Annotated in this window: 16 protein-coding genes and 1 tRNA gene; 14 read left to right on the forward strand and 3 right to left on the reverse strand. The window is 67.0% G+C overall.

The window, feature by feature from the left end; genetic code table 11:
* Positions 1-388: 388 nt before the first annotated feature.
* From IAE56_RS09290 to IAE56_RS09355, 14 genes are all read left to right on the forward strand, one after another.
* Positions 389-895, forward strand: a complete 507-nt coding sequence (locus IAE56_RS09290; RefSeq protein ID WP_200752345.1) for a hypothetical protein — start codon at positions 389-391, stop codon at positions 893-895.
* A 114-nt stretch (positions 896-1009) separates the two neighbouring features.
* A complete protein-coding gene (gene folP / locus IAE56_RS09295; RefSeq protein ID WP_200752346.1) occupies positions 1010-1900 on the forward strand; it encodes a dihydropteroate synthase in 891 nt (296 codons plus the stop codon).
* Entirely contained in the window at positions 1900-2853 is a 954-nt protein-coding gene (miaA, locus tag IAE56_RS09300) for a tRNA (adenosine(37)-N6)-dimethylallyltransferase MiaA (RefSeq protein WP_200752347.1), read from the forward strand. Before folP ends, miaA begins: the two co-directional genes overlap by 1 nt.
* Before the next feature lie 96 nt (positions 2854-2949).
* Positions 2950-3228 (forward strand): RNA chaperone Hfq, encoded by a 279-nt coding sequence (gene hfq, locus IAE56_RS09305; protein WP_116865406.1) that lies wholly within the window; start codon positions 2950-2952, stop codon positions 3226-3228.
* Positions 3229-3242: 14 nt separating this feature from the next.
* Positions 3243-4553 carry a ribosome rescue GTPase HflX gene (hflX, locus tag IAE56_RS09310; RefSeq protein WP_200752348.1) on the forward strand — a complete coding sequence of 437 codons (1311 nt, stop codon included), beginning with the start codon at positions 3243-3245 and terminating at the stop codon, positions 4551-4553.
* A gap of 415 nt (positions 4554-4968) precedes the next feature.
* Complete coding sequence (locus IAE56_RS09315) at positions 4969-6276, forward strand: MFS family transporter (RefSeq protein WP_200752349.1); 1308 nt, start codon at positions 4969-4971, stop codon at positions 6274-6276.
* 61 nt (positions 6277-6337) lie between these two features.
* Entirely contained in the window at positions 6338-6838 is a 501-nt protein-coding gene (locus IAE56_RS09320; protein WP_174213499.1) for a CinA family protein, read from the forward strand.
* 35 nt (positions 6839-6873) lie between these two features.
* On the forward strand, positions 6874-8556 hold the full coding sequence (gene ubiB, locus IAE56_RS09325; protein WP_200752350.1) for a 2-polyprenylphenol 6-hydroxylase: 1683 nt from the start codon (positions 6874-6876) through the stop codon (positions 8554-8556).
* 187 nt (positions 8557-8743) lie between these two features.
* On the forward strand, positions 8744-9379 hold the full coding sequence (gene lexA, locus IAE56_RS09330; protein WP_079221455.1) for a transcriptional repressor LexA: 636 nt from the start codon (positions 8744-8746) through the stop codon (positions 9377-9379).
* Positions 9380-9597: 218 nt separating this feature from the next.
* Positions 9598-10635, forward strand: a complete 1038-nt coding sequence (gene recA, locus IAE56_RS09335) for a recombinase RecA (RefSeq protein WP_108768480.1) — start codon at positions 9598-9600, stop codon at positions 10633-10635.
* A gap of 111 nt (positions 10636-10746) precedes the next feature.
* Complete coding sequence (gene recX / locus IAE56_RS09340; RefSeq protein WP_200752351.1) at positions 10747-11235, forward strand: recombination regulator RecX; 489 nt, start codon at positions 10747-10749, stop codon at positions 11233-11235.
* A 111-nt stretch (positions 11236-11346) separates the two neighbouring features.
* Positions 11347-13995, forward strand: a complete 2649-nt coding sequence (gene alaS / locus IAE56_RS09345) for an alanine--tRNA ligase (protein WP_200752352.1) — start codon at positions 11347-11349, stop codon at positions 13993-13995.
* 151 nt (positions 13996-14146) lie between these two features.
* Positions 14147-14350 (forward strand): carbon storage regulator CsrA, encoded by a 204-nt coding sequence (gene csrA / locus IAE56_RS09350; RefSeq protein ID WP_079221459.1) that lies wholly within the window; start codon positions 14147-14149, stop codon positions 14348-14350.
* Positions 14351-14429: 79 nt separating this feature from the next.
* A tRNA-Ser gene (locus IAE56_RS09355) sits at positions 14430-14522 on the forward strand.
* Positions 14523-14602: 80 nt separating this feature from the next.
* On the opposite strand, the gene IAE56_RS09360 is transcribed toward IAE56_RS09355, so the two are convergent.
* From IAE56_RS09360 to IAE56_RS09370, 3 genes are all read right to left on the reverse strand, one after another.
* Positions 14603-15571 (reverse strand): DUF1684 domain-containing protein, encoded by a 969-nt coding sequence (locus IAE56_RS09360; protein ID WP_200752353.1) that lies wholly within the window; start codon positions 15569-15571, stop codon positions 14603-14605.
* 5 nt (positions 15572-15576) lie between these two features.
* The gene (locus IAE56_RS09365) at positions 15577-18591 is read right to left on the reverse strand and encodes a TonB-dependent receptor (RefSeq protein ID WP_200752354.1); all 3015 of its coding nucleotides are present in this window, start codon (positions 18589-18591) and stop codon (positions 15577-15579) included.
* Between the two features lie 107 nt (positions 18592-18698).
* Positions 18699-19889: an OsmC family protein gene (locus tag IAE56_RS09370; protein WP_200752355.1), complete on the reverse strand. Its 1191-nt coding sequence runs from the start codon at positions 19887-19889 to the stop codon at positions 18699-18701.
* Between the last annotated feature and the right edge of the window lie 110 nt (positions 19890-19999).

Genomic DNA, 19999 nt, shown 5'->3' on the forward strand with positions numbered 1-19999 from the left:
CGGTGTCGGATTGCGGGGACGCCGCAAGTACGTCCCTGTAGGCTTGGCCGCCGCATCCATGCGGCGGACACCCCGCAATCCGACACCGCCCCACCTTCGAGAGGTTCACGCGGCTGTTGGTGGGTGCCGACCGTTGGTCGGCACGGCTGTTGGTAGGTGTCGACCGTTGGTCGATACGGCTGTTGGTGGGTGCCGACCGTTGGTCGATACGGCTGTTGGTGGGTGCCGACCGTTGGTCGGCACGGCTCTTGGTAGGTGTCGACCTTGGTCGACACGGTAGATCCACGCCGTGCGTGGATGGGGCGGGCCTTGCGTCTTGCCGCTGCTGCGGGTCAGGATGCGCCACCACGGCCGCCATAGGGGAAGGCCGGGTTTACAGGGGATCACCATGAAACTGCTGCTTCCGCTTGCCCTGGCAGGGCTGGCGACGTTTGTTCTGCCCGCCGCCGCCGCCGCTGAAATCCGTGTCGTGCAGCCGGTACCTTTCAGTGAATCGGCGATCATCGCCGAGGCCATCAAGAGCGAATGCAGCATCGGCGCCACGCTGGCGCAGTCGTTGGCTTCCAACGCCAGCCGCCACGGCAACACCATCGTGTCCGGGCCGGTAGGGGCCGAGAGCGGCAGCGGCCGCTCGTTGAAGCTTGAGCTGGTCGAGGCGCAGAGCGCAGGGAATGCCTTTGCCGGGCATTTCAAGTCGGCTGCGGTGCGTGGTGTGCTGTTCGAGGACGGCCATCAGGTCGCGACGGTCACGGCGCGGCGGATCTCCCGCGGCGGTGCGTTCGCTGGATTCAAGGGGTCCTGCACGGTGCTCGACCGCACCGTAAACGCGATCGGCGAAGACCTGGCGGGCTGGCTGGCTGCCCCGGTAGACAACGCGCGTCTGGGCGACCTCTGACCGGGACGGACCGCCGCTTCAGGGGGATGTGCCGGCAACGGACCGGCACACACCCGCCGTGCAGCGCGTAGTCCTGCGGACTTAAACTAGCCGCTGTTGCCCGCAGGATTGCCCATGTTCGATATCTCCCCTCAGCTCGACTGCGCCGGCCGCATCCTGCGCCTGGACCGTGCCCGGGTCATGGGCATCGTCAACGTCACCCCGGATTCGTTCTCCGATGGTGGCGCGCACGACAGCACCGACGCCGCCGTGGCCCATGGCCTGAAGCTGGTGGAGGAGGGCGCCGACCTGCTCGATATCGGCGGCGAATCCACCCGCCCGGGCGCCGCGCCGGTGTCGGTGGAAGAAGAGCTGCAGCGCGTGCTGCCGGTGATCGAACAGCTCGCTGCGCGCACCACCGTGCCGATCAGCATCGACACCTTCAAGCCGGAGGTGATGCGCGCGGCCGTGGCGGCCGGCGCCGGCATGATCAACGACATCTTCGGCCTGCGTCAGGAAGGCGCGCTGGACGCGGCCGCCGATACCGGGGTGCCGGTGGTGCTGATGCACATGCAGGGCGAACCTGGCCACATGCAGGCCGACCCGCATTACGACGACGTGGTGGCCGAGGTCCACGGTTTCCTCGTGCAGCGCCTGTTCGCTGCCGAAATGGCCGGTATCGCCAAGAAGAACCTGCTGATCGACCTCGGCTTCGGCTTCGGCAAGACCACCGCCCACAACATGATCCTGCTGGCCCGTTCCGAACGCTTCCTCGAGCTGGGCGTGCCGATGCTGGCCGGCCTGTCGCGCAAGCGCAGCCTGGGTGAGCTGACCGGCCGCGAGGTGGCGACCGAACGCGTGGCCGCGTCGGTGGCGGCGCACCTGATTGCCGTGCAGCGCGGCGCCCGTATCGTGCGTGTGCATGACGTGGCCGCCACGGTCGATGCCCTGAAGATCTGGGAGGCCGTGGACGCGGTGCCCCGCGTCGATGCTGCTCCGTCGATCCGCTGGCCGGACGAAGACTGATGGCTGTCGACCAGCGTCCGCTGGCGATCGCGGTGATGGGCCCGACCGCCAGTGGCAAGACCGCCACGGCGATCCGCCTGGCCCAGGAGTTGGACGGCGAGATCGTCAGCGTCGATTCGGCGCTGGTCTACCGCGGCCTGGACATCGGCTCGGCCAAGCCCGACGCCGCCGAGCGTGCGCAGGCACCGCATCACCTGCTGGATCTGCGTGATCCCTGGCAGACCTATTCGGCGGCCGAGTTCGCCGCCGATGCCGGCCGGGTGGTGGCCGACATCGTCGCCCGCGGCAAGACTCCGATCCTGGCTGGCGGCACCGGGCTGTATTTCCGTGCCCTGCTGCAGGGACTCTCGCCGATGCCCGAGGCCGACCCGGCAATGCGCGAGATGCTCAGTGCCGAGGCCGCCGAACGCGGTTGGGCCGCCCTGCATGCGGAACTGGCGCAGGTCGACCCGGCCGCCGCCGCACGCATCCACGCCACCGACCCGCAGCGCATCCAGCGGGCGCTGGAGGTCTACCGGCTGACCGGCACCCCGATCACTGAATGGCAGCGCCGCCCTGGTGTGGCGCCGTTGCCGGTGCGGACCCTGAAACTGATCCTGGCCCCGCGCGACCGGGCGGTGCTGCACCAGCGCATCGAGGCCCGCTTCGACGCCATGCTGGGGCAGGGCTTCCTGGACGAGGTGCGCGCCCTGCGGGCCCTGCCGCAGATGGCGGCCGTGCCCGCGCCGCTGGACCTGCCGGCGGTGCGCGCGGTCGGCTACCGCCAGGCCTGGGAATTCCTGGACGGGCAGGTCGACGCCGCCCGCTTCCGTGACAAGGCCATTTTCGCCACCCGGCAGCTGGCCAAGCGCCAGCTGACCTGGCTGCGTGGCGAGCTTGATGCCCGCTGGTTCGACCCCCATATCGACCATGAGCGCCTGTCCGGCGCGGTGTCGACCTTCGTCGCACGCTGAACCGCCGCTGGCCGTGTACCATCGTGGGTCGGCGGGCGGCTCGGGGGCCGCGGCATCCGCCGGCAACCCAATAAGAACAATAATCAGGAGTTAGCAATGTCCAAGGGGCAATCGCTGCAGGATCCTTTCTTGAACGCACTGCGGCGCGAACGCGTGCCGGTTTCGGTGTACCTGGTCAACGGCATCAAGCTGCAGGGCACGATCGAATCGTTCGATCAGTTCGTTGTCCTGCTGCGCAACACCGTCAGCCAGATGGTCTACAAGCACGCCATTTCCACCGTGGTGCCGGCGCGCAACGTAAAGGTCGGGCCGGGTGGTGGCTACGTGCAGTCAGGTGAAAATGATGGTCAGGCGGGTGATGAAGCAGACGAGTAATTCCGGAGCGGTGAATGTTTGACCGCTCGAAAAAGGGCGAAAACGCCCTGTTGATCCAGCCCCATTTCGGCAAGCTGGAAGAAGACGTGCTGGAAGAGTTCGGTGATCTGGCCCGCTCGGCAGGGGCCAGCATCGCCGCCACCATCACCGCGCGCCTGGACCGTCCCAACCCGTCGACCCTGATCGGCAGCGGCAAGCTGGACGAGATCAAGGCTGCGGCTGACGCAACCGGCGCGGACCTGATCCTGGTCAACCATTCGCTGAGCCCGGGCCAGGAACGCAACCTGGAACGGTTCCTGGAGCGCCGGGTGATCGACCGTACCGGCCTGATCCTGGACATCTTCGCCCAGCGTGCGCACAGCCACGAAGGCAAGCTGCAGGTCGAGCTGGCGCAGCTGCGCCACCTGGCCACGCGGCTGGTGCGCGGCTGGACCCACCTTGAGCGTCAGCGCGGCGGTTCGATCGGCCTGCGCGGCCCGGGTGAAACCCAGCTGGAAACCGACCGCCGCCTGCTGCAGAAGCGGGTGGAGCAGCTGCAGAAGCGGCTGGAAAAGGTTGAAACGCAGCGCACCCAGATGCGCCGCGCACGCCTGCGCAGCGAGCTGCCGCGCGTGGCCCTGGTTGGCTATACCAATGCCGGCAAGTCGACCCTGTTCAATGCGCTGACCGGTGCCGAGGCTTACGCCGCCGACCAGCTGTTCGCCACCCTGGACCCGACGGTGCGCCGCATCGCCGTGCCCGGCGGCAGCGTGGTGCTGGCCGATACCGTGGGCTTCGTGCGCGACCTGCCGCATGACCTGGTCGCCGCGTTCCGCTCGACCCTGTCCGAAGCGCGCGAGGCCGACTTCCTGCTGCACCTGGTCGACGCCGCCGATCCGCACCGCGAGGAGCGCATCGCCCAGGTCGACGAAGTCCTGACCGCCGTCGGTGCCGGTGACCTGCCGCAGCTGCTGGTGTTCAACAAGATCGACCGCATCGAGGGTGCCGAAGTACGCCACGACGGCCAGGACGGCATCCCCGATCCCTCGCGCCGCGAGCGGGTCTGGATCTCCGCCCGTGACGGCGAAGGTCTGGAACTGCTGCAGAGCGTGCTGGGCAAGCGCCTGGGCCTGCAGCACGTCAGCGGCGAACTGCGCCTGCTGCCCAGCGCCGGACGCCTGCGCGCGCGCCTGCACCAGCTGGAAGTGATCCGCAGCGAAGCGGCCGACGAAGACGGCTGGCTGCTGCAGGTGGACATCCCGATCGCCGAAGCCGAGAAGCTGGCCGCCAGCTCCGACGGCGGCCCGATCCGCGCCCTGCTACCGGAAAAACTGCCGGAGTGGTAAACCACAACGGGTGGGGTCACAGCCCTTTGCTGCGCAAAGGGATCTGACCCCGTGCCGACCAACGGTCGGCACCTACCAACAGCGCCTGGCACCAACAGCCGCGTGAACCTGTCGAAGGCGGGGCACTGTGGGTTTGCGGGGTGTGAGCCGCATGGATGCGGCGACCAAGCCCCCATGGACGGGTTCACGGCGTCCCCGCAAACCCACAGTGCCCCGCCATCCCACGGATAGCAGCATTTGACGTTGCCGTTGACGTTGATTGCAGCAGGTGCAGGGATGCAAGCCCTGCTGGAACACTCCATATCGCACTCCCGGCCGATTACCGCACTCCAGCCGCCCGATAGTGCACACCCCCTCACGCCCGCCGGGCGGATGATCCGAAGGTCTGCCCCCACGGCACCCCGGAGTCCCTTCCATGTCCCACGTCAGCCCCGACGCACTCCCCCAGTACACCGCGGCGGAGAAACGCCACCGCGTGTTCGCCATCATGTCGGCCTCGTCCGGCAACCTGGTGGAATGGTTCGACTTCTACGTCTACGCCTTCTGCGCCATCTACTTCGCCGGCGCGTTCTTCCCCGCCTCCAACCCGACCGTGCAGCTGCTCAACACGGCCGGCGTGTTCGCCGCCGGCTTCCTGATGCGGCCCATCGGCGGCTGGCTGTTCGGCCGCATCGCTGATCGCCTCGGTCGCAAGAAATCGCTGCTGATCTCGGTCAGCATGATGTGCGGCGGCTCGCTGATGGTCGCCTGCCTGCCGACCTACGCCACCATCGGCGCGATGGCACCGGTCCTGCTGCTGGTGGCGCGCCTGATCCAGGGCCTGTCGGTCGGCGGCGAGTACGGCACCACCGCCACCTACATGAGCGAGGTCGCCCTGCGTGGCCAGCGCGGCTTCTTCTCGTCTTTCCAGTACGTCACCCTCATCGGCGGCCAGCTGCTGGCGGTGCTGGTCATCGTCATCATGGAAGCGCTGCTCAGCGAGGCGGAGATCCGCACCTGGGGCTGGCGCATCCCGTTCGTACTCGGCGCCGTCGCCGCCGTGGTCGCGTTGCTGCTGCGCCGCACCCTGCACGAAACGCAGAGCGAGGCCGACCGCGATGACAAGGATGCCGGCAGCCTGTCGGCGCTGTTCCGTGACCACAAGGCCGCGTTCTTCACCGTGCTCGGCTATACCGCCGGCGGCTCGCTGATCTTCTACACCTTCACCACCTACATGCAGAAGTTCCTGGTCAACACGGTGCACCTGCCGATCAAGACCGCCAGCTACGTGATGACCGGCGCGCTGTTCCTCTACATGTGCATGCAGCCGCTGTTCGGCATGCTGTCCGACCGCATCGGCCGCCGCACCAGCATGATGCTGTTCGGTGCGCTGGGCGCGCTCACCACCGTGCCGATCCTGATCACCCTGCAGCACGTCAGCAGCCCGTGGGCAGCGTTCGGCTTGATCGTGCTGGCGCTGGCCATCGTCAGCTTCTACACCTCCATCTCCGGCATCGTGAAGGCGGAGATGTTCCCGCCGCAGGTGCGCGCGCTCGGCGTCGGCCTGGCCTATGCCATCGGCAACGCGATCTTCGGCGGCAGCGCCGAGTACGCCGCGCTGGGCCTGAAGAGCCTGGGCCATGAGCAGCTGTTCTTCTGGTACGTCACGGTGATGATGGTGGTGGCCTTCCTGGTCAGCCTGCGCCTGCCGCGCCAGGCCCGTTACCTGCACCATGACCACTGAGGGGAAGGGGAGGACAGCGCTGCCGATCTGCGGTACAAGATGACCGTTGCTACCTCGATCCATGCCGATGTCCTTCCCCTCCGACGCCGATCTCCATGCCCAGGCCGCCGCGCTTGGGCAGCGCCTGCAGCAGGCCGCGCTGCAACTGGTCACCGCCGAAAGCTGCAGCGGTGGCTGGATCGCCAAGTGCATGACCGATATCGCCGGCTCCTCGGCGTTCTTCGACTGCGGCATGGTGGTCTACAGCTATGAAGCCAAGCAGCGCCTGCTGGGCGTGCGCGCGCAGACCCTGGAACAGTTCGGCGCGGTCAGCCGCGAGGCCGTGCTGGAAATGGTGTCCGGCGCGCTGATCAATTCCGGTGCAGGGATCGCGGTGGCGGTGACCGGCATCGCCGGGCCCGGCGGCGGCAGCCCGGACAAGCCGGTGGGCAGCGTCTGGATCGGCTGGAAGCGCCGCGGCGGCTATGCCCGCGCCGAGCTGTTCCAGTTCGACGGCGACCGCGAAGCCATACGGCGGCAGACCGTGGCAGCGGCATTGCACGGCATCGACGCCCAGCTGTGACATGCTGGCCCGGTATGGAACCGGAGTAGGCATCGATGTGGGAGACGCTGGGTACCGTCCGTGACCTGGGCCGGCTGCAGGAAATCGCGGCCGTCCTGATCCGCTACGGCTTCGGCGACCTGGTCCGGCGCATCGGCCTGGCCACCGTGCTTGAGCGCGCGGGCCGCCTGCTGCACTGGAACGAGGAAAGCCAGCAGATGCTGCGCATGACCGCACCGGTGCGCGTGCGCAGTGCCCTGCAGGATCTCGGCCCGACCTTCGTCAAGCTGGGCCAGGTGCTGGCCACCCGCGTCGACCTGCTGCCGCCGGAATGGATTTCCGAGCTGTCCGAACTGCAGAACGCGGTGCCGGCGCTGCCGTACGCGGCCATCCGCGAGCAGCTGGAAGCCGACCTCGGTGCATCGCCATCGCAGGTGTTCGCCTTCCTCGATGAAACCCCGATGGCCGCCGCTTCGCTGGCGCAGGCCCATCGCGCGCGGCTGCATGACGGCCGCGAGGTGGTGCTGAAAGTGCGCCGCCCCGGCATCCGCGACGTGGTGGAAGCCGACCTGCGCCTGCTCGCGCGGCTGGCCGAGATCGTCGAGGCGCGGCTGCCCGACCTGCGCCGTTACCGCCCGGCCGAAGTGGTCCAGCAGTTCACCGTATCACTGCGACGTGAGCTGGATTTCGCCGCCGAATGCCGCAACGCCGAGCGCATCAGCCGTAATTTCCAAGGGCGCGACGACATCCTGATTCCCGAAGTGCACTGGCAGTGGACCTGCGAGAGCCTGAATGTCCAGGATTTCGTCGACGGCATTCCCGGTCGCGATCTGGCCGGCGTGGATGCGGCCGGGCTGGACCGCCGTGAGCTGGCCCGGCGCGGTGCCGACATCGTGCTCAAGATGGTGCTGGAGGACGGCAGCTTCCACGCCGATCCGCACCCCGGCAACATCATCTACCTGCGCGACGGCCGCATCGGCGTGATCGATTTCGGCATGGTCGGCGCGCTGTCCGAAGTGCGCCGCTTCCAGGTCGCACAGCTGCTGCATGGTCTGGTCGAACAGGACCCGCAGGGCGTGGCCGACGTGCTGCTGGACTGGGCCGGTGGCGTTGAGGTTGATGAGAACCGGCTGCAGCACGACATCAGCCAGTTCGTCGACCAGTACCGCGGCGTCCCGCTGAAGGACCTGCGCATCGGCCTGATGCTGGGCGACATCACCCAGCTGCTGCGCAGCTACAGCCTGACCTTGCCGGCCGACCTGGCGCTGATGATCAAGGCGTTCCTGACCCTGGAGGGCATGGGCCGCCAGCTGGACCCGGATTTCGACATGGCCAGCGCCGCGCGCCCGTTCCTGGAGCGGGTGGTGCTGCAGCGCTACGCACCGCGTGCGCTGCTCAAGCGCGGCCGGCGCAGCCTGCTGGGCATGATCGACTTCGCAGGCGAACTGCCGCGCGACCTGCGCAAACTGGTCCAGGCCGCGCGCCGCGGACGCCTGCAGCTGAAGGTGGAAACCAGCGCGCTGCAGGGCTTCGGCGACCAGGTGAACCGCGCCGCCAACCGCCTGGTGATGGGCATCGTCACCGCCGCGCTGATCATCGGCTCATCCATCGTCATGCACAGCGTCGGCGGCGTCTCCAGTCGTTGGCTGCTGGCGCTGGGCGTCTGCGGCTTCGTCGGCGCCGGCTTCTGCGGCGTGTGGATCCTGTTCTCGATATGGAGAAGCGGTAAGCACGCGTAACGTGCTTACCGCAGCGGTTCCCACCGGGAACCGCGGAATCGCTGCGCGATTCCTGTAGAGCCGACCGCTGGTCGGCTGCTCTTTCCTCTGCGCTCGCGCATCCCCCATCTGCCGAGCATCGGCTCGGCACTACAGAACCCGCCCCAGGCACTTGCACACCCATCAGTTAGTAGTAATACTACTAACCATGGACCTGACCGACACCCAGCAGGCGATCCTGCAGTTGATCGCCGAGCGTATCGAGAGCGAAGGCGCACCGCCGTCGCAGACTGAAATCGCCCGCGCCTTCGGCTTCAAGGGCGTGCGCGCGGCCCAGTACCACCTGGAGGCCCTCGAGCAGGCCGGTGCGATCCGTCGCATCCCCGGCCAGGCCCGCGGCATCCGCCTGGTGCAGGCGCCGCCGATCGAGAAGCTGGCCGAGCCGGGCCTGCCCGACAGCGTCCTGCGCCTACCGGTGCTGGGCCGTGTCGCCGCCGGCCTGCCGATCGGCGCCGACATCGGATCGGACGACTTCGTGGTGCTGGACCGGGTGTTCTTCTCGCCGGCCCCGGATTACCTGCTGAAGGTGCAGGGCGATTCGATGATCGACGAGGGCATCTTCGACGGTGACCTGATTGGCGTGCACCGCACCCGCGACGCCCACTCCGGGCAGATCGTGGTGGCCCGCATCGACGACGAGATCACCGTCAAGCTGCTGAAGATCGCCAAGGACCGGATCCGCCTGTTGCCGCGCAACCCCGACTACAAGCCGATCGAGGTTCTGCCCGACCAGGATTTCGCGATCGAAGGCCTGTACTGCGGCCTGCTGCGGCCCAACCGCTGAGCCCCTGGCAGCAGTCCTGTTCCACCAGCAATACCCCGCGGTCTTTTGTGGCGATTCTCTGGTTCCACTGAGGTTGGTACGGATGTCCGATAATTCTTTTCTGAGCGCCGGGCAGAATCTCAGCCTGTGCGATACATCCGACTTAAAGTGAACCCATGGCAAAGAAGACCCCCAAAGACAGCACCCCCAACGACATGACCTCTGCTAGGAGCAACACGATGGACGAGAACAAAAAGCGCGCATTGGCTGCTGCTCTGGGCCAGATCGAAAAGCAGTTCGGCAAGGGCTCGGTGATGCGCATGGGCGACCGCGTGGTCGAACCCGTCGAAGCCATCCCGACCGGCTCGCTGATGCTCGACATCGCACTGGGCATCGGTGGCCTGCCGAAGGGTCGTGTCGTTGAAATCTACGGTCCGGAGTCGTCGGGCAAGACCACCCTGACCCTGCAGGCCATCGCCGAATGCCAGAAGATGGGCGGCACCGCTGCCTTCATCGACGCCGAGCACGCGCTGGACCCGATCTACGCCGCCAAGCTGGGCGTGAACGTGGACGACCTGCTGCTGTCGCAGCCGGATACCGGTGAGCAGGCGCTGGAAATCGCCGACATGCTCGTGCGTTCGGGTTCGGTGGACATCCTGGTGGTCGACTCGGTCGCCGCGCTGACCCCCAAGGCCGAAATCGAAGGCGAGATGGGTGACCAGCTGCCGGGCCTGCAGGCCCGCCTGATGAGCCAGGCCCTGCGCAAGCTGACCGGCAACATCAAGCGCTCCAACACCCTGGTGGTCTTCATCAACCAGCTGCGCATGAAGATCGGCGTGATGATGCCGGGCCAGAGCCCGGAAGTGACCACCGGCGGCAACGCGCTGAAGTTCTACGCCTCGGTGCGCCTGGACATCCGCCGTATCGGCGCGATCAAGAAGGGCGACGAGATCATCGGCAACCAGACCAAGATCAAGGTCGTCAAGAACAAGCTGGCGCCCCCGTTCAAGCAGGTCATCACCGAGATCCTGTACGGCGAAGGCATCAGCCGCGAAGGCGAACTGATCGACATGGGCGTGGAAGCCAAGCTGGTCGAGAAGGCCGGTGCCTGGTACAGCTACGGTGAAGAGCGCATCGGCCAGGGCAAGGACAACGCCCGCGGTTACCTGCGCGACAACCCGACCGTTGCCGCCAAGCTCGAAGCCGAGCTGCGCGAGAAGTTCCAGCCGTCCGAAGCCGCCCGCGAGGAAGGCGACGACGACGGCGACGACGAGTAAGACTTGCTGTGGGGCAGGGCGGCGCCGTCAGTGACGTCGCCCTGTCCCGCAGGTTCGAACCGCCCACGGACGGGCAGGGTGCCAGGGACGGCGCCACCCTTGGAGTAAGCAATGTCCGATGCCGACGCCCCCACCGGCCGCAAGCGCCGGCCGCGCGAACAGACCCCCGTACAGCGAGCCCTGGGCCTGCTGGTGCGGCGTGAGCATTCGCGCAAGGAGCTGACCCGAAAGCTGACCGCCCGAGGCATCGAGGGCGAGGCGGCCGAGGCCGCCGTGGCCAAGCTGACCGAGGCCGGCTGGCAGGACGACACGCGCTTTGCGGAGAATCTCGTCCGGATGCGTGCCAACACCGGCTATGGGCCCATCCACGTCCGTGCCGAGCTCGGCACTCACGGGCTGGACGGTGCCGCCATTGCCGCTGCCATGGACACCTACGAAGGCGACTGGCAGGAGAACGCCCGCGATCTGGTCCGCCGCCGCTTCGGCGAGGACGGCCCGCAGGACCTGCCACAGCGGCGCAAGGCCGCCGATCTGCTGGCCCGGCGGGGCTTTGACGGGGACACCATCCGCCGCGCGACCCGCTTCGACCCGGATGACTGAGACTGGCGGCGCCGGGCCTGATACCCTTTAGGTTTTCGGCGGTCCGTTACGACCCTGGCCAGTGCGGCCGGCGGTTCGGGGCTGCCGGCCCGCACACTGCCAGCCCCCTCAATGAACGCACCCGCCAAATTCACGACTTCCCAGATCCGTAGCGATTTCCTTGAGTTCTTCAAGGGCAAAGGCCACACCATCGTGCCGTCGGCGCCGCTGGTGCCGGGCAATGATCCGACCCTGCTGTTCACCAACTCCGGCATGGTCCAGTTCAAGGACGTGTTCCTGGGCGCGGAAAAGCGCAGCTACGTGCGCGCGGCCGACGTCCAGCGCTGCCTGCGCGCCGGTGGCAAGCACAACGATCTCGACCAGGTCGGCTATACCGCCCGTCACCACACCTTCTTCGAAATGCTGGGCAACTGGTCCTTCGGTGATTACTTCAAGAAGGACGCCATCGCCTGGGCATGGGAACTACTGACCCAGGTCTGGAAGCTGCCGGCCGAGCGCCTGCTGGTCACCGTCTACCAGACCGATGACGAGGCCTACGCGCTGTGGCGCGACATGGTCGGCATCCCGGAAGAGCGCATTGTGCGCATCGGCGACAACAAGGGCGCCCCGTACGCCTCGGACAACTTCTGGCAGATGGCCGACACCGGCCCCTGCGGCCCGTGCACCGAGATCTTCTACGACCACGGCGACCACATCGCCGGCGGCCCCCCGGGTTCGCCGGATGAAGACGGTGACCGCTTCATCGAGATCTGGAACCTGGTGTTCATGCAGTTCGACCGCCAGACCGACGGCACCCTGGTGCCGCTGCCGGCACCGTGCGTGGACACCGGCATGGGCCTGGAGCGCCTGGCGGCGATCCTGCAGCACGTGCACACCAACTACGAGATCGACCTGTTCCAGGCGCTGATCCGCAAGGCGTCCGAGCTGACCGGCATGGCCGACCTGGAGAACAAGTCGCTGCGCGTGATCGCCGACCATATCCGTGCCTGCTCGTTCCTGATCGTCGATGGCGTGCTGCCGTCCAACGAAGGCCGCGGCTACGTGCTGCGCCGTATCATCCGCCGCGCCCTGCGCCACGGCTGGATGCTGGGCGTGCGCCAGCCGTTCTTCAGCAAGCTGGTGCCGACCCTGGTCGAGCTGATGGGCGAGGCCTACCCGGAACTGCCGGCCCAGGCCGACACCGTGGTCCGTGCGCTGCAGGCCGAGGAAGAGCGTTTCGCTGAAACCCTCGACGCCGGCATGAAGATCTTCGAAGACGTTGCAGCCAAGGCCAGCAATGGCGTGATCCCCGGCGTCGACGCGTTCCGCCTGTACGACACCTACGGCTTCCCGCTGGACCTGACCCAGGACATCGCCCGCGAGCGCGAGCTGACCGTTGATACCGACGGCTTCGATGCGGCGATGGAGCAGCAGCGCGAGACCGCGCGTGCGGCCGGCAAGTTCGGTGGCGGCGTGACCCTGCCGGCCGAGCTGGTGGCCACTCTGACCCCGACTCTGTTCCTGGGCTACGACCGCCTGCAGGCCGATGGCCTGACCGTGCTGGCCCTGCTGAAGGACGGCCGTCCGGTGCAGTCGGCCGAGGTCGGCGACGCCGTGATCGTCATCACCAACCAGACCCCGTTCTACGCCGAATCCGGCGGCCAGGTCGGTGATACCGGCGTACTGGCGGGCAACGGCGTGCGCCTGGTGGTCAGCGACACCCAGAAGTTCGCGGGCCAGTTCCATGGCCACGTCGGCACTTTGTCCGAAGGCGGCCTGAAGGTCGGCGACGTGCTGTCCGGCCAGGTCGATGGCGAGCGCCGCGGCGCTACCATCCTCAACCACTCGGCCACCCACCTGCTGCATGCCGCCCTGCGCGAAGTGCTCGGCACCCACGTGCAGCAGAAGGGTTCGCTGGTCGCACCGGACCGCCTGCGTTTCGACTTCTCGCACTTCCAGTCGATCAGCGCCGAAGAACTGGCCGTGATCGAGCGCAAGGTCAACCAGCAGGTGCGCGCCAACAACGCCGCCGAAGTGCACAACATGGGCATGCAGGAAGCGCTGGACTTCGGCGCGATGGCCCTGTTCGGCGAGAAGTACGGCGAGAACGTGCGCGTGCTGAAGATGGGTGACTACTCCACCGAACTGTGTGGCGGTACCCACGTCAGCCGCACCGGCGACATCGGTCTGTTCAAGATCACTTCCGAAGGCGGTGTCTCGGCCGGCGTGCGTCGCATCGAGGCGGTCACCGGCCAGGGCGCCCTGGATTATGTGGCGGCCGAAGAGGCCCGCCTGGCCGAAGCAGCCGAACTGCTGGGTGGCAGCGCCGCCGACGTGGTCGAGAAGATCCGCGCCCTGGGCCTGCGCCAGAAGCAGCTGGAGCGTGAGCTGGAGGCCGTGAAGGCCAAGGTCGCCGCCGGCGCTACCGCCGATCTCTCCGGCCAGGCCGTCGAGGTTGCCGGTGTGAAGGTGCTGGCCGCCCGCCTGGAAGGCTTTGACGCCAAGGCCCTGCGTGATGCCATGGACCGCCTGAAGCAGCAGCTGGGCAACGCCGTGATCGTGCTGGCCGGCACCCAGGACGGCAAGGCCGCGCTGGTCGCGGGCGTGAACGGCAGTGCAATGGGCAAGGTCAAGGCCGGGGAACTGTTGTCCCATATCGCCAGTCAGATCGGGGGCAAGGGCGGCGGACGCCCGGACCTCGCCCAGGGTGGTGGCGAGGACGGGCCCGCCCTTGCTACCGCTCTGGCCGCGGTTGTCGAATGGGTCAGCCCCCGCCTGTGATGTGAACCCCTGCCGTCCCCCTCCTTGTAGGAGCGGGACGGCTGACGGTACCATTGCGAAATCTTTTCCCTTTGTCGTGGGGACGCTTCTTGACGGAGCGTCAAGCCGGTGGGGGATACCCTTCCACACGGTTCCATGGAGACTTACTAAAATGTTGATCTTGACTCGCCGCGTCGGCGAAACCCTGATGATCGGAGACTCGGTGAGCGTCACCGTGCTCGGCGTCAAGGGCAACCAGGTGCGCATCGGTATCACCGCGCCGAAGGACGTTGCTGTGCATCGCGAAGAGATCTACCAGCGCATCCAGCGTGGTGACGAAGCCGGCAGCACCGGAAGTGAAAATTCCGGCGAATAAAAGCTTTACCTTCGCGTCTGATTAACGTTATGATTCACGCCCCGCTGAGGTGCACCGCACCAGACGCGGAGAAAACCCCGGAGCGATGCCCGAGTGGCTGAAGGGGCTCCCCTGCTAAGGGAGTATAGGGTCAAAAGCTCTATCGAGGGTTCGAATCCCTCTCGCTCCGCCAGATACAAGAAAGCGCCCGCAGATCTTCGATTTGCGGGCGTTTTTCGTTGCGCGTGATTGGTGCGGAACGGCAGTTGCCGATCAATCGTGGGACGCGGAATATTTCCGTTCGCCAGAAAGCACTGCCAGCCGAACGAGCGTGTGGTCTGCATCCTGCTGCGCGAGCCGGTTCTCCGGCGGCGGCAGTGGGCACGTCGCGAATTCGGTGTACGCGCACGGTGGGTTGTAGGCGCGATTGAAATCGAGCGCGACCGAACCATCCGCGGCGACCGCATCGGTGCGCAGGTAGCGACCGACACCATAGGTCTGCCGGCCCGTCGTCTGATCCTGGAACATCAGGTTCAGTCCTTTGGCCGGATCGCCCAATGCTTCCAGCCTCCACTGTCGACCCTCTTTTTCAAAGACGACGTATCCAGGATTGGGCGTGTCGGTGACCTCGCCGATGACACTGGCGATGGGCAGCGTCCTGCCGGCAGGGTGTGGCACGAAGCGCGCCTGCAGCCGCCAGCCTTCGTCTGCAGGGAAGAAATCAAGACCGGAAAAGGCCTGGCGAGCCGGTGCATCGGCATGCCGGACCCGCAGCGCAAGGCGTTGGCCACGGCGGATCACACTGATTTTTCCCTTGCCGTCGTCATAGGTGAGCGTGGTGCCACCGCCAGGGCCCTCCGGCGCCAGGCGAGTGCTGCCCAGCACCGGTGTGCCTTCCGTGGTAACGGCCACGCCATCGGCAGGCTGGAAGAACACGGCGTCGCCACGCTGCTCGATCTGGCCCAGGCGAGCGGGTGCAATGGCCAGCCGGATGTCGTTGTCCTCGCTTCCCCCCACGCGTTGCGTACCGGCTTCCAGCCAGTGCAGACCGGTGAGGCTGGTCCAGCCATCCGGCTTGCCCAGGTCAGCGGCGCGCCGGCGCACCCAGTCGGCGTGTTCTTCCTGGAACGCCGACGCTGTGGGGGTTCCGGTAGCGGCCTGTGCATCCACGGGTTGCCGTGGGCTGCACGCGGTAACGCCCAGTGTCGCCGCAAGCAGGAACGCGAGGGGCAGTCTCTTCATGCGGTTCACCAGTTCTTTGAAATGCCGAGGTGGATGTAGCGCCCGTAGGTCTCGTGCAGCGCGCTCAGGTAATTGCCCGAGGCGTTGAGGGGCGGCTCTTTGTTGAACAGGTTGCGCGCTCCCACTTCCACGGCGGCGCCCTGCAGCAGCCCCGCGTGGAACTCCTTTTTCACCGACAAGGCCCAGCGCTGGGTGGAGGCGACCACGTACGGCCGGCCATCGGCGTACGCGCCGGCCCTGACACTGTCGATGTAGTCGTCGCGCAGCCGCACGGTCCAGTCCTTCAGGTTCCAGATCAAGGTGGCGCTGGCCCGCCACTCCGGCTTTGCCCCGTTGATGCCGACTTCGTTGGCCGCACCAAGGTCGGGCGCGATGATGTTCAACGCGCCGCTGGCGATCGCGGCGGCGACCTCCTGCACTTCGGCCGGCTTCTGCTGGGTGTACTCCTTCAACTGGCTGACGCTGACCAGCAGCGCGAAGCGCCCCCATGCGGTGTCCGGCAGCCGCCAGTTGAAGTTGTAATCCATGCCGGAGGCCGTCAGCGGACTGCGGTTCTGGTAGCGGTTGTAGATGTTGGTGACGACGCCGGCCGGCTCAAGCCCGGTGCCCGCGAACAGGGCGATGTCTTCTGCAGTTGCCTGCGCACGCACGACGTTGGGGTTGCTGGTGCCTTCGACGACACGCAGGTAGGCGTCGTAGAGCAGTTCCTCGCCCATGGTGCTGATCGGGTTCTCGACCTTCACCCGCCACGTGTCCACGCTCATGCTGATCGAGCCGAAGCGTTCGGGCAGGAAGCGTGGCTCGAACACTGCGCCCCAGGAAGACTGTCGCGTCGTTTCCGGTTTGACGTCATCGCCGTAGGAGGTCACCGAGCTGACCGATGGCTTGACCGCCGAACCACTGCTGTAAGCGTTGAGGCAGGCGCTGTAGTTCGGCTGTGCACCCTTGGCAATGAGTGCATGGCAGCGGATGGCGTCGTTGTTGAAGCCGAACCCGTAGGTGGGCGGTGAATTGACCAGTTCCAGGCCCGGCGCGCGGAAGCCGCCACTGACCGAGCCGCGCAGCAGCAGGCTGTCATTGACCTTCCACGCAGCGGCCAGCTTCGGCTTGGCGACTTTGCCGGCGTCGCTGTAGTCCTCCCAGCGCGCAGCCACCTGCAGGTCCAGCGATTGCACCAGCGGCACGCCCTGCGCGGCGGACACCAGGGGGATGGCCAGTTCGACCAGCGCGGAGGTGACGTTGCGGCTGCCATGCACGTCGGGCCGCGGGCTGTGGGTGAAGAAATTGCTGGGCGCCACCGTTCCGGTGTACCAGTCGGTATAGGGATGGCTGCCATCGATGTTCCCATCGCGGTCATCGCTGCGGCTTTCGTAACGGTACTCCACGCCCGCCGCCACGCCGATGTCGCCGGCATACCACGTCAGCAGATCGGAGCGGTCGATCTTGAAATCCCACAACGCCAGCTCGCTGGTGCCTACGCGCGTCGCCTCGCCAATGAACGAGGACGTGTCATAGGGCGTGGCATCGCCAACCCGGATGCTGGCGGGATCACCTCCGCTGAACGGATTGTAGGCACTGGCATCGGTGCGGTTCACCGCCTCGATGAAGGCATCGGTGAGCCCGCCCTGCTGCACATCGGTGCTGCGCGCGCGTGAGTACAGCAGTGCGCTTTCCCAGTTCCAGCCGCCTTCGGTCCAGCCACGCACGCCCAGCAGGACGCGCGACTGCTCGTTGTCGACCGTGACGCGGCGGATGCCCGAATCGGCGAACTGATAGTTCAGCAGTCGGATCGCATCGGCACCGCGCAGCGCTTCCGGAACCCAGTAGGCATCGGGACGGATATGCAGCAGGAAGCCCTCGCCGCCGAAGCCGGACTCACTGCTCACCCACGACTCGGACCTGGCCCGGTAATAGGCCAGCTCGCCGAACAGCTGCAGCGAGTCGTTGATGTCGAACCGGCCGCTGGCGAACACATTGCCCTTGCGGATGGCCGGCGCCGAAGTGATGCCCGGCTCGGCGGCCGAGTCATAGTGGTAACGGGTCGGCACCGTACCGGAGACGAGTGCGCCGGTCGCAGGATCGATGCTCCAGCTGCCGGTGCGCCTGCCATTGGCATAGGTATCGAAGTGGCCCCACGGCGTCCGCGTGCTGAAGCCGGTGCTGCCGTTCGGGTCGGGCACGCTGGTGCCATCTCCCAGCGGACGACGACCATCGGTCGCCGTGAACCAGGCGTCGGAGTTGCGCTGCGCCGTCCGCGTGGAAAATCCGTAGAGCAGCGAGATGTTGCCGCGTCCATCGGCGAAGTCGCTGCCCAGGTAGCCATCCAGCGAGACGTCCTCACGATGGCCGTCGGACACCTTGCCGTAGTCCAGGCGGACGCCGCCGCCGTTCTGCAGGTTGGCCGGCGTCACCAGGTCGACCACGCCCGCCACCGCGTCGGAGCCGTAGATGGAGGCTGCGCCGTCAAGCAGCAGGTTGATGCGTTCCAGGCCGAAGGTCGGGATGGCATTGGCGTTGTAGGTCGTATCGTCGCCGCTGTTGCTGATGGGGTGCTGGACGGTGCGCCGGCCGTTGACCAGCAGCAGTGTGTACTTCGCGCCGAGGTTGCGCAGGTTGATGGAGCCGACGTCGCCACGGGCGACATTCGAATTGCGCCCGGCGTTGGTGGTGCCTTTCTCGGTGACGGCGACGTCGCCAAACTGCGGCAGGCTGCGGAACAGCTCGTTGCCGTTGGTGGCGCCGGTCGATTCGATCTGTTCGCGGTCCACCGCCACCACCGGCAGCGCTGCCTGGGCGCCACCGCCGGCAATCTGCGAGCCGAGGACGGAGACCTTGTCGAGCAGGCGTGCATTGCCCTCATGCGCGTGCGCGGCGGAGGCCTGCTTCTCCTCGGCGGCCTCTGCCGCGGGCGCAAGCAGGGTGCACAGCGCCAGGGCCAGGCGGCGGCGGCGCGCTCGCTGCGGGCGCAGGTTGTACCACGGGCGTTGCACGCTCGAATGCGAGCGCAGGACGAGCTTCATCGAATATCCCCAGAGAGATGCTGACAACCGGAGTGAAGGGGCGTCTCCCGGGCCGCTGTGGGCCGGGGAGACCGCCACCGCAAGGTCAACCCATGCAACGCCTGCGGCTACTGCGCGGCGTCTGCGTAGGGACCGCGAACGATGCGGCCTTCGAGCTTCTGCTCGTCCTTGACCAGGTTGTAGAGCGGGCAGGTGGCCTCGACCGACTGCCGGAGGGCATCGATCTCCTGGGCCGATGCAGGCGACTCGATGCGCACGCGATAGCGGATGCCGCTGTAGCGTGCCGGCGTGGTGACGCCCTTGCCGAAGCGCGGGCTCAGTTGACCATCAACGGTCAGCTCCAGCGAGTCCAGCAACACGTTGCGGGAGGCTGCCTGCACTTCGAAGATGTGGGTCAGGCAGGTGCCGGTGACGCCCAGCAGGTGCTCCTCCACCGTGGGTGCCAGGCCGTAGCCAAGCAGCCCCGGCGCACTGTCATGCAGCTGCTGGTGGTAGCCATCCTTGCCCAGGAAAACGTGGCGCAGGCCGGTGTGGGGTTCGACGTGGGCGCGGGCGACCAGGGTCTCGGGTTCCCTCGGTGCATCCTTCGGATCGCGTGGCGCCTGCCGGGCGAGTACCGCCGGACGCTTCTCCTCGGTGATGAAATCGCGCAGGCCGGGGGGCAGCTTCGGATCGCGCGTGGAAGAGCTGTGGACGTAGTCCACGTCGGCGTGGCTGACCTGCTGTGGTCGCGTCACTAGGTCGATCGCCGAGGAATTCTCGTGCACCGCGCGCTTCAGCGCCTGCAGCTGTGCATCGGTTGCCGGCGAATCGATGTAGACGACGTAGGAGAGGTTGTTGGGATAGGCCAGGCTTGCGCTCTTGCGCTCGGGAATGCTGGTGAACACCACATCCAAAGCATCCAGCGGAATGTCCTGCACCGCCGCCTGCACGACGTACTCGTCAGCCACCGAGCTGGCGAGCGTACCGACCAGCGAGTCCCAGGAGCCGGCACCCAGGTTGTAGCCGGCGTAGTCCCGGCCGCTGTCGCTGATGTACTGGAACTCGCCGGTTGGCCCGATGCGCAGGCGCCTGACCCCTGAGCGGCTCTCGGCAGTCACCTTGGCATGGATGGTGGTCGGGACTGCAGGCTGCGCTGACTGCGCCTGGATGGCCGCGCGCTTGGCAGCGACATAGGCGCGCAGCGGAGAGACCGCATCTTCAGCGGCAACCGCGCCGGGCGCGGACAGCAACAGCAGGGAGGACAGCGCGGCGGCGCCGATGAACGTCAACGCGGTCCGGGGGCGGGCGATGGACATGGAAGGAATGGGCTCCGAGGGCGAACATGAACGAGTCCCCACTGTTTCACGTCGGATCGCCGCGGCTAAATAACGCTTGGCCATTCCCATATACGCGCCCGCGCCAGCCA

Source organism: Stenotrophomonas sp. S41 (genome assembly GCF_016624625.1).
Classification (GTDB): domain Bacteria; phylum Pseudomonadota; class Gammaproteobacteria; order Xanthomonadales; family Xanthomonadaceae; genus Stenotrophomonas.